This is a genomic window from Pseudomonas sp. T8, from assembly GCF_024610635.1.
Lineage (GTDB): Bacteria > Pseudomonadota > Gammaproteobacteria > Pseudomonadales > Pseudomonadaceae > Aquipseudomonas > Aquipseudomonas chlororaphis_I.
The window spans coordinates 4,951,337-4,963,884 of sequence record NZ_CP102374.1 but is presented as its reverse complement, the minus strand read 5'-3'; the positions used below and the strand labels follow the sequence as shown (position 1 = coordinate 4,963,884).

Genomic DNA, 12,548 nt, shown 5'->3' with positions numbered 1-12,548 from the left:
TAAAAAAGCCGGCGGCGCCGGCTTCTTCATCAACTCAGGTTCAGTCCAGGGTCGAACCGCTCACCGGCACGCCACGTTCCGGGAAGAACAGGCGTTGCAGTTCCAGACCTGGGCTCTCGGCCCGCATAAAGGCCTCGCCCACCAGGAAGGAGTAGACGTCGCTGATTTCCATCAGCTCGACATCGGCCCGGTTGAGGATGCCGCTCTCGGTGATCACCAGACGATCGCGCGGAATCTGCGGCAACAGATCGAGAGTGGTCTCCAGATTGACCTCGAAGGTGTGCAGGTTGCGGTTGTTGATGCCCACCAGCGGCGTGTCGAGGGTTTTCAGGGCGCGTTGCAGCTCGTCGCCGTCATGCACTTCAACCAGCACATCAAGACCCACACCTTTGGCCACGGCAGCCAGTTCGGCCATCCTGGCATCATCCAGCGCCGCCACAATCAACAGCACGCAGTCGGCACCCAAGGCGCGGGCTTCGACGATCTGGTACGGATCGATCATGAAGTCCTTGCGGATCACCGGCAGCGAACAGGCGGCGCGCGCCTGTTGCAGGTAGGCGTCGGCGCCCTGGAAATAATCGACGTCGGTGAGCACCGACAGGCAGGTCGCGCCACCCTTCTCATAGCTCTTGGCGATTTCCGCCGGCACGAAATGCTCGCGGATCACGCCTTTGCTCGGCGAGGCTTTCTTGATTTCGGCGATCACCGCCGGCTGCTTGAGCTTGGCCTGGTCGAGCAGCGCCTTGGCAAAGCCGCGCGGCGCATCCGCGGCGCGGGCCAGACCTTCGAGTTCGGCCAGGCTTACCCGTGCGCTACGCTCAGCCACTTCCTCGACCTTGCGGGCGAGGATTTTTTCCAGAACCGTCGGCACACTCATCCTTCATTCTCCTGCTTGAATACCGCGGTAAAGGCGCCCAACTCCTCCAGCTTCTCGCGAGCCAACCCAGTGTGCAAAGCGTCATGGGCCAGGGCTACGCCTTCTTTCAGGCTGCTGGCATGGTCCGCGGCATAGAGCGCGGCACCGGCATTGAGCACAATCATTTCCGCGGCCTTCTGCCCATGCTCGGTCTTGCGCCGCCCCAAGGCATCGCGAATCAGCTCGAGCGATGCCGCCGGGCTTTCGACCACCAGGCCGAACAGGCTCTGGCTCTTCATGCCTAGGTCTTCGGGCTGCACCCAATACTCAGTGATCTGATCGTCCTTCAGTTCAGCGACAAAGGTCGGCGCGGCGATACTGAATTCATCCAGGCCATCCTGAGAGTGCACTACCAGCACGTGCTTGCTGCCCAAACGTTGCAAAACTTCGGCCAATGGCCGGCACAACGCCTGAGTGAACACACCCACCACCTGATGTTTCACACCGGCCGGATTCGTAAGCGGGCCGAGCATGTTGAACAGGGTGCGCAGGCCGAGATCGCGGCGCGGGCCAGCGGCGTACTTCATGGCACCGTGATGGGACTGGGCGAACATGAAACCGATGCCGACGTTATCAATGCAGCGGGCAACCTGTACCGGCGTCAGGTTCAGATAGATGCCGGCGGATTCGAGCAGGTCGGCACTACCGCTTTTCCCGGACACCGCACGGTTGCCATGCTTGGCCACCGTGCAACCGGCTGCTGCGACGACAAAGGAAGAAGCCGTGGACACGTTGAAGATGTTCGCACCGTCACCGCCGGTACCGACCACATCGACCACGCCGTCGAGGGTTTTCAGCTCGACCTTGTCCGCCAGCTCGCGCATGACCGAAACAGCGCCGACGATTTCGTCGATGCTTTCGCTCTTCATGCGCATAGCCATCATGAAGGCGCCGATCTGTGCGTCGGTGCACTGGCCGGTCATGATTTCACGCATGACCTGGCGCATTTCATCGGTGCTCAGATCGAGGTGGCCGACAATACGGCTCAGGGCAGTCTTGATATCCATGGAAAGTCCTTAGCGCGTGCCGCCGCTCTGTTTGAGGAAGTTGGCGAACAGCTCGTGGCCCTGCTCGGTGAGAATAGACTCGGGGTGAAACTGCACACCCTCGATGTTCAGTGTCTTGTGGCGCAGCCCCATGATCTCGTCGACGGAGCCGTCTTCCAGCTGGGTCCAGGCGGTCAGTTCGAGGCAGTCCGGCAAGGTGTCGTGCTTGACCACCAGGGAATGGTAACGGGTCACGGTCAGCGGATGGTTCAGACCGGCGAATACGCCCTTGTCCTGGTGAAATACCGGGCTAGTCTTACCATGCATCACCTGCCGCGCGCGCACCACATCGCCGCCAAAGGCCTGGCCAATGGACTGGTGGCCCAGGCAGACGCCCAGGATCGGCAGCTTGCCGGCGAAATGCTTGATCGCTTCGATGGACACACCGGCTTCGGTCGGTGTGCAAGGACCGGGCGACACGACGATCCGCTCAGGGTTGAGCGCTTCGATTTCAGCCACGGTCAGTTCGTCGTTGCGCACCACCTTGACCTCGGCACCCAACTCGCCAAGGTATTGCACAACGTTATAGGTAAAGGAGTCGTAGTTATCGATCATCAGCAACATGGGGATTACAACCTCTTGAATTCACTGACTTTTAATACAGCCTTCAGTGGATTGCCCGCTGACAGGCCCGCCGGGGGTTGCAATCACTCAACCAGCACAAGCGGAGTCGAACAGGGGTAAAGAAGGCGAAACGGTACAGGTCCGGCCGGGCCGGCAGAGAAAAGTTAGGCGCGCCAACGCCAACGGGCGTGTGCCTTAACAACTCGCATCAAGAGTTTGCTGACGATCAACACGGGGAAGGTCTCATTCATACGTTCAGGCACAGTAACTTAGCTGAGCAGAGGGCGCAATATGGCGGGGCCCACGCCCGGATAAACAAGCGATATGGCTTATAGCCATAGCTCAGACACAAAAGTTTTTGGTACTGTCGTTTCGTTCTCTACAACAATAAATAAAACGGACTTGTTCATGATCAAAAAGACGTTGTTCGTACCACTCGCCAGCAGTCTTTTGTCTTTAGCCTGCACTCAAGCGATCGCAGCCCCCTCCCCCTATTCCAGCTTTATCGTGTTCGGCGACAGCCTCAGCGATGCCGGGCAATTCGCCGATCCAGGCGGTCCTGCGGGAGCGACCCAGCGCTTTACCAACCGCACCGGCCCGGTCTACCTGGATGGCAGCGGAGAACTCCGTTCCGCCAACTCGACCCAATTGCTCGGTGCCAAACTGGGGTTCTCGGACGACCAGCTCGCCGCCTCGACCTCGGCCACCCGCGCCAGCGAAGGCCTGCCTGACGGCAACAACTGGGCGGTCGGCGGCTATCGCACCGACCAGATTCTCGATTCGATTACCACCACCTCGACCGCCGGCAGCCGTAGCCGCCCGGGTTATCTGGTGGCCAACAATTTGCGCGCCGACCCGAATGCCCTGTACTACCTGTCGGGCGGCGGCAACGACTTCCTCCAGGGCCGAGTCACCAGCCTCGACCAGGCCAATGCAGCAGCTGGTCGCCTCGTCGACAGCGTGCAGACCCTGCAACAGTCCGGCGCCCGCTACATCATGGTCTGGCTACTGCCGGATATCGGCCTGACCCCGGCGATCAACGGCAGCCCGTTGCAAGGGTTCACCTCCCAACTCAGCGCCCAGTTCAACACCGAGTTGGTGCGGCAACTACAGACGGTCGATGCCGAAGTCATTCCCCTCAATATTCCCGTGCTCTTGAAGGAAAGCTTCGCCAACCCGGCACAGTTCGGCCTGGCCACCGATCAGAATCTCACAGCCACCTGCTTCAGTGGCAATGGCTGTACGGAAAACGCCCGCTATGGCATTCACAGCGCCACACCTGACCCGAGCAAGTTGATCTATAACGACTCGGTCCACCCCACCGAAGCCGGCCAGCGGCTGATCGCCGATTACGCTTACTCCCTGCTGGCAGCGCCCTGGGAAATAACCCTGCTCCCGGAAATGGCCCAGGGCACCCTGCGTGCCCATCAGGATGAGCTGCGCAACCAATGGCAGGCCGATTGGGAAAACTGGCAGGGCGTCGGTCAATGGCGGGCGATTGTCGCCGCGGGTGGCCAGCATCAGGACTTCGACAGCCAACGCAGCGGCGCCAGTGCCGACGGCAATGGCTTCAACCTGAACATCGGCGGCAGCTACCGGCTCGACGAGGCCTGGCGAGTGGGCGTGCTGGCCGGCGCCTATCGGCAGAAGCTCGAAGCGGGCAGCAACGATTCGGACTACAAGCTCAACACCTACCTGGGCACCGCCTTCGTCCAGTACCAGCAAAACCGCTGGTGGGCCGACGCGGCGGCTACCGCCGGACACCTGGACTACGACAACCTCAAGCGCAAATTCGACCTGGGCGCCAACGAGCGCGGGGAAAAAGGCGACACCAGCGGCGACATCCTGGCCTTCAGCGCTCGCCTGGGCTACGACATCGCGCAGCAGGCCAGCAGCCCGTGGCACCTGTCGCCGTTCATCAGCGCCGACTACGCGCGGGCCAAGGTCGACAGTTACTCCGAAGACGGCAACGACTCCACTGCACTGACCTTCGATGACCAGAAACGCACCTCACGGCGCCTGGGCATCGGCCTGCAAGGCAAGTATCAGATCACCCAGCAAACCCAGGTGTTCGGCGAAATCGCCCACGAAAAGGAATACGAGGACGATACCCAGAAGCTGACCATGGCCCTCAACAGCCTGCCGGACAACAACTACACCCTCGAAGGCTATACCCCGCAGACCAACCTGAACCGCCTGAACCTCGGGGTCAGCCACAAGCTCACCCAGGACCTGGCCCTGCGTGCCAGCTACAACATCCGCAAGGACGATGACTTCACCCAGCAAGGCATCAACGTCGGGGTCAGTCTCGACTTCTAAACCGCAGGCCATAAAAAACGCTGCCCCCGTGAGGAGGCAGCGTTTTTTTATGGCTCGTTTCCCGACTCAGCTATCGGGCGTTTGCTCGGCCAAGGCCACCGCGCGGAACATGGCGCGACGCTTGTTCAGGGTTTCTTCCCATTCCAGCGCCGGCACCGAGTCGGCGACTATGCCGCCACCGGCCTGCACATGCAGTTCGCCATCCTTGATCACCGCCGTACGAATGGCGATGGCGGTGTCCATGTTGCCGTTCCAGGCGAAATAACCCACGGCCCCGCCATACACACCGCGCTTGACCGGCTCCAGCTCGTCGATGATTTCCATCGCGCGGATCTTCGGCGCGCCGGACAAGGTACCCGCCGGCAGAATCGCCCGCAGCGCATCCATCGCGGTCAGTCCGGCCTTCAACTGGCCCGTGACGTTGGAGACAATGTGCATCACGTTGGAATAACGCTCGATTACCATCTTCTCGGTGAGCTTCACCGAACCGATCTCGGAAACCCGCCCGGTGTCGTTGCGCCCCAGATCGATCAGCATCAGGTGTTCGGCGATTTCCTTGTCGTCGGACAACAGGTCCTTCTCCAGCGCCTGGTCCGCCTCTTCGTTGGCACCGCGTGGGCGAGTACCGGCGATCGGGCGAACGGTGATCAGGTTGTCTTCGACCCGCACCAGCACTTCCGGCGAACTGCCGACCACATGGAAGTCGCCGAAGTTGAAGAAGTACATGTAAGGCGTCGGGTTGAAGCAACGCAATGCGCGATACAGGTCGATCGGCGCCGCCTTGAAGTCGATGGACATGCGCTGTGACGGCACTACCTGCATGCAGTCGCCCGCCAGGATGTACTCCTTGATGGTATCGACGGCACGCTCGTAGTCACCCTGGGTGAAACTGGAGCGGAACACCGGGTCGGACGCCTGCTGCTTGCTGAAATCCAGGCCAGGACGTGGGGTGGTGGGCTGGCGCAGCTTCTCCAGCAACGCCTGCAGGCGCGCCTGGCCTTGCTCGAAAGCATTGTCCTGGGACGGGTCGGCGAGGACGATGGCGTGCATCTTGCCGGCGAGGTTATCGAACACCACCACGGCGTCGGAGACCATCAGCAGAATGTCCGGTACGCCAATCGGATCCGGGTTCGGGCACTTGCCCAGACGCTTCTCCACATAACGCACACAGTCGTAGCCGAAATAGCCGACCAGGCCACCGTTGAAACGCGGCAGGCCCGCGATGGTCGGCACCTGGTAACGCGCCTTGAATTCTTCGACGAACGCCAGCGGATCGGCCACGTCATGACTTTCGGTCTCGACGCCATCGACGGTGATGCTGACATGGTGGTCATGCACCCGCAGCACGGTGCGGCAGGGCAAGCCGATGATCGAGTAACGGCCCCACTTCTCGCCGCCCTGCACCGACTCCAGGAGGTAGGAGTTGGGCTGGTCGGCCAGTTTCAGATAGATCGACAGCGGCGTGTCGAAGTCGGCCAGGGTTTCGCGGGCAAGCGGGATGCGGTTGTAGCCGGCAGCGGCCAAACGCAGGAATTCTTCGCGGATCATGGGGTGCCTCGTGGCTTGAGGTTCTGACAGTCAGGTATGCAAACGCGCCGGAAGACCGGCCAGGAACAAGTCAGGCGCGCCAACGCCAGCGGGCCAGGGCCTTGATGACTTTCATCCAGAGTTTGCGAGTAACCACCACGATGGCGTTTCCAGGAGGGGATTGAACAGCGTCGGGCAACGTTATCTCAGCGGCCGGATCCAGGCAACCGGGAATTAACTGGCGCAGATCGTCGATCACCAGGGCCGGCATTTCCTCGGCAATCGGCCGTCCGTGGTTGTAGCCATAGCTCAATGCCACGCACTTCACACCCGCAGCTTTCGCCGCCTGTACGTCGCTGCGCGAGTCACCGACGAACAGCGATTGCGAGGCCGGGATACTGGCCATTTTCATGACGAAAAACAGGGCGGCCGGGTCGGGCTTCTTCTGTGGCAGGGTATCGCCACCGATGATCCAGCGGAAATAACGGCCGATCTTCATCTGATCCAGCAGGGGCGCGACAAAACGCTCCGGCTTGTTGGTGATCAGCGCCATTTCGACGCCCTGCTTGTGCAGCCATTTGAGGGTGTCGCGCACGCCAGGATAGACCACGGTCAGTTCGTGGCCATCCTCATAGGCGCTGTTGAACAGCTCCAGCCCGCGCTCAGCCTCGACATCGTCGACACCCTGCGCCGCGATGTCGTTGGCCAGGGCCCGGCGCACCAGCATTTGTGCGCCATTGCCGACCCACTCACGCACCGATTCGATACCGGCGGGCGGACGCCCCAGTTTGAGCAGCATGTCGTCCACGGCCGCCGCGAGGTCGGGAACCGAATCGACCAGGGTGCCATCCAGGTCGAACATCACCAGTCGTGGCAGACGCCCCGGGAACAGCTGCTCGAAACCGCTCATGGACGCGCCAGCGCCAGTTCGGCGCGCATCTTCTCGATCACATCCTGGTAGTTCGGCGCATTGAAGATCGCCGAGCCCGCCACGAAGGTATCGGCACCCGCGGCAGCGATTTCGCGGATGTTGTTCACATTCACCCCGCCGTCGATTTCCAGGCGGATATCGCGACCGGAAGCGTCGATCAGGGCACGGGCCTCACGCAGCTTGTCGAGGGTGCCCGGAATGAACTTCTGGCCGCCAAAACCCGGGTTGACGCTCATCAGCAGGACCATGTCGACCTTGTCCATGACGTACTTGAGCACGTCCAGCGGGGTGGCCGGGTTGAATACCAGGCCGGCCTTGCAGCCGCCTTCGCGGATCATCTGCAGGGAGCGGTCGACGTGCAGCGTGGCTTCCGGGTGGAAGGTGATATAGGTCGCACCGGCCTCGATGAAGTCGCCGATGATCCGGTCCACCGGGCTCACCATCAGGTGGGCGTCGATCGGCGCGGTGATGCCGTACTTACGCAGGGCAGCGCAGACCATCGGGCCGATGGTCAGGTTGGGTACGTAATGGTTGTCCATGACATCGAAGTGCACGATATCGGCGCCAGCGGCGAGAACATTGTCCACTTCCTCGCCCAGGCGGGCGAAATCGGCGGAGAGGATCGACGGAGCAATTGCGAAGGGCTGCATGACGCACCTTTTTGAGCAGAATCACGGTGGCGCGCATTGTATACCTCATGCTTTGGCGCGCGCACCGTGACTGCGATGATCAGTAAGCCGCGCGATAGATCTTCTCTATGTCGCCCGGGCTCAGCTTGCGCGGGTTGTTGCGCATCAGGCGCTCGATCCCCGCGGCCTCTACCGCCATGGACGGAATGGCCTCCTCCGGCACCCCGAAGCTGCGCAGTCCCACTGGAATCTCCACCGCGGCGCAAAGCTGGGTCATGGCCTCGACGGCCTTGTCGGCAGCCTGGGCTGCACTCAGATGAGCGGTCTTCACCCCCATGGCCTCGGCGATATCCTGCATGCGCTCGACACAGGCCATCTTGTTCCAGGTCATGACGTACGGCAGCAGCAAGGCATTGCTGACGCCATGGCCGATGTTGAAGCGCCCGCCCAGTGGATACGCCAACGCGTGCACCGCGCCGACCCCGGCGTTGCCGAAAGCCATACCGGCCATCAAGCTGGCGGTGGCCATATCTTCGCGGGCCTGGAGGTGGGCAGGATTGGCGTAGGCCTTGGGCAGCGCCTGGACGATCAGCCGGATGGCGCCAATGGCCAGGGAGTCGGTGATGGGCGAGGCGTTGAGCGACAGATAGGACTCGATGGCGTGCACCAAGGCATCGACACCGCTGGCGGCGGTGACACTGCGCGGGCAAGTCAGGGTCATTTGCGGGCTGACCAGCGCTACATCCGGCAACAGGTAGTCGCTGACAATGCCCTTTTTCAGCTGCGCGACCTTGTCCGAGAGAATCGCCACATTGGTGACTTCGGAGCCGGTGCCGGCCGTGGTGGGGATGGCGATCAGCGGCGGCCCCTTGCGCGGCACCTGGTCGATACCGAACAGGTCTTCCAGCGCCCCGTGATAACCGGCGTAGGCCGCGACACTTTTGGCGATATCGATGGCGCTGCCGCCGCCCAGGCCGATCAGCCCGTCGTGCCCGCCTTCGCGGTAAACCTGCATGCAGTCTTCGACGATGGCGATTTCCGGGTCGGGCAGCACCCGGTCGAAAATCTCGTAGTCACGCCCACCCAGCTGCGCTAACGCCAGTTCCACGGTGCCGGACTTGACCAGCGCGGCATCGGTGACGATCAGCGGGTTATCGACATCCAGGCGGCTCAGTTCGGTGGACAGTTGCTCGATGGCGGCAGAACCGGTGAGCAGTTTGTGGGCGATTTTGAAAGAGGAAAGACTCATGTGCGCGGCCTCTTATAAAGGGGGGAAGCTGGCACAAGAGTAGCTGGGGATTCGGGGTTGTCTGCCATTCAGCCAATGAATGGCGTAGCAGATCGCTCCCACGGTCGGTGCGGGAGCGATCTGTCCGTGGCGATCAGACCGGTGCTGTACGCAGTTTTTCGCTGCGGCCACGCAGCCATTCCAGGGTCAGCAGCAGAATCACCGAGAAGGCGATCAGCAGCGTCGCCGCGGCAGCGATGGTCGGGCTGAGGTTTTCGCGGATGCCGCTGAACATCTGCCGGGGCAAGGTGGCTTGCTCGGGGCCGGCGAGGAACAGCGTGACCACCACTTCATCGAACGAGGTGGCAAAGGCGAACAACGCGCCGCTGATCACCCCCGGCGCAATCAACGGCAGGGTCACCCGGCGGAACGCCGTCAGCGGCGAAGCGCCGAGGCTGGCCGCGGCCCGTACCAGGTTCTGGTTGAAGCCCTGCAAAGTGGCCGAGACCGTGATGATCACGAAAGGCACACCCAGCACGGCGTGGACGATGATCAGCGAGAAGAAACTGTTACCCATGCCCAGGGGCGCGAAGAACAGGTAGCTGGCCACGCCGATGATCACCACCGGCACCACCATCGGCGAAATCACCAGCGCCATCACCAGTGCCTTGCCGGGGAAGTCGCCGCGGGTCAGGCCGATCGCCGCCAGCGTGCCGAAGACCATCGCCAGTACCGTGGCCGCCGGGGCGACGATGATGCTGTTCTTCAGGGCGCGCATCCATTCCGCCGAGCCGAAGAAGTCGTGATACCACTGCAGCGAGAAGCCTTGCAGCGGGTACACCAGGAAGCTGCCCGAGTTGAACGACAGCGGAATGATCACCAGCACCGGCAGGATCAGGAACAACAGGATCAAGCCGCAGAGAATCCGCAAGCTGTAGAACCAGACCCGCTCGACGGGCGACATGTAAGGGCTCAGCATTTCGATTCTCTCCTTAGCTCAGGCGCAGGCGACTGGCGCCCACCAGCCAGCTGTAAATCAGATACAGCACGATGGTCGCCAACAGCAGCAGGCCGCCCAGCGCGGTCGCCATGCCCCAGTTGATGCTGGTGTTGGTGTAGAAGGCGACGAAGTAGCTGACCATCTGGTCGTTCGGGCTGCCCAGCAGCGCCGGGGTGATGTAGTAGCCGATGGCAAGGATGAACACCAGCAGGCAGCCGGCGCCGACGCCGGCATAGGTCTGCGGGAAATACACCCGCCAGAAACTGGCGAACGGATGGCAGCCAAGGGAAATCGCCGCGCGCATATAGGTCGGCGAGATGCCTTTCATCACGCTGTAGATCGGCAGGATCATGAACGGCAGCAGGATGTGCACCATGGAGATGTAGACCCCGGTGCGGTTGAACACCAGCTCCAGCGGCTTGTCGATCACCCCCATGGCCATCAGCGCACTGTTGATCAGGCCACCCGATTGCAGCAGCACGATCCACGCCGCCACACGAACCAGGATCGACGTCCAGAACGGCAGCAACACCAGAATCATCAGTAGGTTGCTCTGGCGCGCCGGCAGGTTGGCCAGCAGGTACGCCAGGGGGTAAGCCAGCACCAGGCAGATGCCGGTAATCACCAGGCCCATCCAGAAGGTCCGGGCGAAGATATCCAGGTAGATGGCCTGGTCAGGGGTCGCCGGGGCGATCTCCCCCAGGTCGTCGATCCGATGGTCGACGGCGGCCAGCAGGTAGAACGGGGTCAGGCTGCTGGTGTTGCGGCGTACCGCCTGCCAGTAGGCCGGGTCGCCCCAGCGCTCGTCGATGGCTTCCAGCGCTTCCTTATAGGAAGCCGGCTCCTCCTTGAACGGCAAGGCACGTGCGGTTTTGGTCAGCAGGCTGCGATAGCCGGCCAACTCCATGTTCAGTCGCTTGGACAGGTCGCCCAGGGTTTGCTGCTTGCGCGCTTCGGCCAGGTCTTCGCTCAGTGCCTTGTACACCGGTTCGGCCGGCAGGCCGCGTCCGTCCCAACCGGCCACGGCGACCACGGTACGCGGCATGCCTTCGACCACTTCCGGGTTGCCGACGCTCTTGTACAGCAGCGCTGCGATAGGCACGAGAAACACCAGCAGCAGGAACAGCACCAGAGGCGCGATCAACGCTTGTGCCTTCCAGCGGTTGACCCGCTCGGCACGCGCCAGGCGCTGCTTGAGGCTGGGGCTGGTGACCTCGTTCAGGGGAACGCTAATGGCCATGACGAACTCCGCAAATCTTTAAACGGTAACGGCGTCACCCACAGGTGACGCCGCCCATGCATGACGCCTTACTTGGCCGCCCACGAGTTGAAACGCTGCTCCAGTTGCTCGCCGTTGTCAGCCCAGAAGCTGACGTCGATCTGCACCTGATTGGCGATGTTTTCCGGGGTGGTCGGCATGTCTTTCAGGATGTCCTTGGCCAGCAGCGGGACTGCCTGGGTGTTGGCCGGACCGTAGGCGATGTTTTCCGAGTAGGTCTTCTGCTGCTGCGGCTGCACCGAGAAGGCGATGAATTTCTTCGCAGCTTCCGCGCGGGTCTTGTCCAGGCCCTTCGGAATGGCCCAGGCGTCGAAGTCGTAGATACCGCCGTTCCACACGACCTTCAGGTTGCTTTCCTTCTGTACCGCGGCGATCCGGCCGTTGTAGGCCGAGCTCATGACCACGTCACCGGAAGCCAGGTACTGCGGCGGCTGGGCGCCGGCTTCCCACCACTGAATGCTTGGCTTGAGCTCATCGAGCTTCTTGAACGCGCGATCCTGACCGTCCTTGCCAGCCAGCACCTTGTACACATCCTTGGGCGCCACGCCGTCGGCCATCAGGGCGAATTCGAGAGTGTACTTGGCGCCTTTGCGCAGGCCGCGCTTGCCCGGGAATTTCTTGGTGTCCCAGAAATCCGCCCAGCTGGTCGGCGCGGTTTTCAGCTTGTCGGCGTTATAGGCCAGGACGGTCGACCAGACGAAGAACCCCACGCCGCAAGGCTGGATCGCGCCCTTGACGTAATCTTCGGCCTTGCCGAACAGCTCGGGATCGAGCTGCTCGAACATATCTTCGTCGCAACCGCGGGACAGCTCCGGCGACTCGACCTCCACCAGGTCCCAGGACACGCTCTTGGTGTCGACCATGGCTTTGACCTTGGCCATCTCACCGTTGTATTCGCCAGCGACGATCTTGCCGTTGCCTGCCGCCTCCCAGGGGGCGTAGAAGGCTTTGACCTGAGCCGCCTTGTTCGCCCCGCCAAAGGACACCACGGTCAGGTCCGGGCCCGCCGCCATCGCGTGCGCCGCGCCCATCAGGCCCAATGTCAAAGCGGTGAATTTCAGGGATCTCAACATTTATTGTTCTCTCCACGTGCAGGGTTGGTGAAGCAA

The 12,548-nt window shown here is 62.0% G+C and carries 11 protein-coding genes; 1 reads left to right on the top strand and 10 read right to left on the bottom strand.

Going from position 1 to position 12,548, the window contains the following annotated elements; translation table 11 throughout:
* Positions 1–40: 40 nt before the first annotated feature.
* Genes trpC through NRG23_RS22315 form a run of 3 tightly spaced genes read right to left on the bottom strand, consistent with a single transcriptional unit; the run spans position 41 to position 2,526 of the window.
* Positions 41–877, bottom strand: a complete 837-nt coding sequence (trpC, locus tag NRG23_RS22325) for an indole-3-glycerol phosphate synthase TrpC (RefSeq protein WP_009051141.1) — start codon at positions 875–877, stop codon at positions 41–43.
* Complete coding sequence (gene trpD / locus NRG23_RS22320) at positions 874–1,923, bottom strand: anthranilate phosphoribosyltransferase (protein ID WP_009051142.1); 1,050 nt, start codon at positions 1,921–1,923, stop codon at positions 874–876. The genes trpC and trpD overlap by 4 nt, the downstream gene beginning before the upstream one ends.
* 9 nt (positions 1,924–1,932) lie before the next feature.
* Positions 1,933–2,526 (bottom strand): aminodeoxychorismate/anthranilate synthase component II, encoded by a 594-nt coding sequence (locus NRG23_RS22315; RefSeq protein ID WP_007930170.1) that lies wholly within the window; start codon positions 2,524–2,526, stop codon positions 1,933–1,935.
* 408 nt (positions 2,527–2,934) lie between these two features.
* Between NRG23_RS22315 and estP the strand changes: the two genes are divergently transcribed.
* Positions 2,935–4,845, top strand: coding sequence for an esterase EstP (gene estP, locus NRG23_RS22310; RefSeq protein ID WP_257372117.1), 1,911 nt, complete (start codon positions 2,935–2,937; stop codon positions 4,843–4,845).
* A gap of 66 nt (positions 4,846–4,911) precedes the next feature.
* Here the strand turns inward: estP and trpE are convergent, their stop codons facing one another.
* The 7 genes from trpE to NRG23_RS22275 all read right to left on the bottom strand — a co-directional run bounded on the left by trpE (position 4,912) and on the right by NRG23_RS22275 (position 12,512).
* Positions 4,912–6,393 carry an anthranilate synthase component I gene (gene trpE / locus NRG23_RS22305; RefSeq protein WP_009051145.1) on the bottom strand — a complete coding sequence of 494 codons (1,482 nt, stop codon included), beginning with the start codon at positions 6,391–6,393 and terminating at the stop codon, positions 4,912–4,914.
* 70 nt (positions 6,394–6,463) lie between these two features.
* A complete protein-coding gene (locus NRG23_RS22300) occupies positions 6,464–7,282 on the bottom strand; it encodes a phosphoglycolate phosphatase (protein WP_009051146.1) in 819 nt (272 codons plus the stop codon).
* Positions 7,279–7,953, bottom strand: a complete 675-nt coding sequence (rpe, locus tag NRG23_RS22295; protein ID WP_009051147.1) for a ribulose-phosphate 3-epimerase — start codon at positions 7,951–7,953, stop codon at positions 7,279–7,281. Before rpe ends, NRG23_RS22300 begins: the two co-directional genes overlap by 4 nt.
* A gap of 79 nt (positions 7,954–8,032) precedes the next feature.
* Entirely contained in the window at positions 8,033–9,181 is a 1,149-nt protein-coding gene (locus NRG23_RS22290; RefSeq protein WP_009051148.1) for an iron-containing alcohol dehydrogenase, read from the bottom strand.
* Positions 9,182–9,314: 133 nt separating this feature from the next.
* Positions 9,315–10,139 carry an ABC transporter permease gene (locus NRG23_RS22285; RefSeq protein WP_009051149.1) on the bottom strand — a complete coding sequence of 275 codons (825 nt, stop codon included), beginning with the start codon at positions 10,137–10,139 and terminating at the stop codon, positions 9,315–9,317.
* 13 nt (positions 10,140–10,152) lie between these two features.
* A complete protein-coding gene (locus NRG23_RS22280) occupies positions 10,153–11,400 on the bottom strand; it encodes an ABC transporter permease (protein WP_009045872.1) in 1,248 nt (415 codons plus the stop codon).
* 68 nt (positions 11,401–11,468) lie between these two features.
* Positions 11,469–12,512: an ABC transporter substrate-binding protein gene (locus NRG23_RS22275; protein WP_016704058.1), complete on the bottom strand. Its 1,044-nt coding sequence runs from the start codon at positions 12,510–12,512 to the stop codon at positions 11,469–11,471.
* Positions 12,513–12,548 lie beyond the last annotated feature (36 nt).

Bases quoted from the DNA above. Each gene is read 5' to 3' on its own strand.
- estP (WP_257372117.1), top strand. From the start codon at position 2,935: ATGATCAAAAAGACGTTGTTCGTACCACTCGCCAGCAGTCTTTTGTCT.
- NRG23_RS22275 (WP_016704058.1), bottom strand. From the start codon at position 12,512: ATGTTGAGATCCCTGAAATTCACCGCTTTGACATTGGGCCTGATGGGC.
- trpD (WP_009051142.1), bottom strand. From the start codon at position 1,923: ATGGATATCAAGACTGCCCTGAGCCGTATTGTCGGCCACCTCGATCTG.
- NRG23_RS22280 (WP_009045872.1), bottom strand. From the start codon at position 11,400: ATGGCCATTAGCGTTCCCCTGAACGAGGTCACCAGCCCCAGCCTCAAG.
- trpE (WP_009051145.1), bottom strand. From the start codon at position 6,393: ATGATCCGCGAAGAATTCCTGCGTTTGGCCGCTGCCGGCTACAACCGC.
- NRG23_RS22300 (WP_009051146.1), bottom strand. From the start codon at position 7,282: ATGAGCGGTTTCGAGCAGCTGTTCCCGGGGCGTCTGCCACGACTGGTG.
- rpe (WP_009051147.1), bottom strand. From the start codon at position 7,953: ATGCAGCCCTTCGCAATTGCTCCGTCGATCCTCTCCGCCGATTTCGCC.
- trpC (WP_009051141.1), bottom strand. From the start codon at position 877: ATGAGTGTGCCGACGGTTCTGGAAAAAATCCTCGCCCGCAAGGTCGAG.
- NRG23_RS22290 (WP_009051148.1), bottom strand. From the start codon at position 9,181: ATGAGTCTTTCCTCTTTCAAAATCGCCCACAAACTGCTCACCGGTTCT.
- NRG23_RS22315 (WP_007930170.1), bottom strand. From the start codon at position 2,526: ATGTTGCTGATGATCGATAACTACGACTCCTTTACCTATAACGTTGTG.
- NRG23_RS22285 (WP_009051149.1), bottom strand. From the start codon at position 10,139: ATGCTGAGCCCTTACATGTCGCCCGTCGAGCGGGTCTGGTTCTACAGC.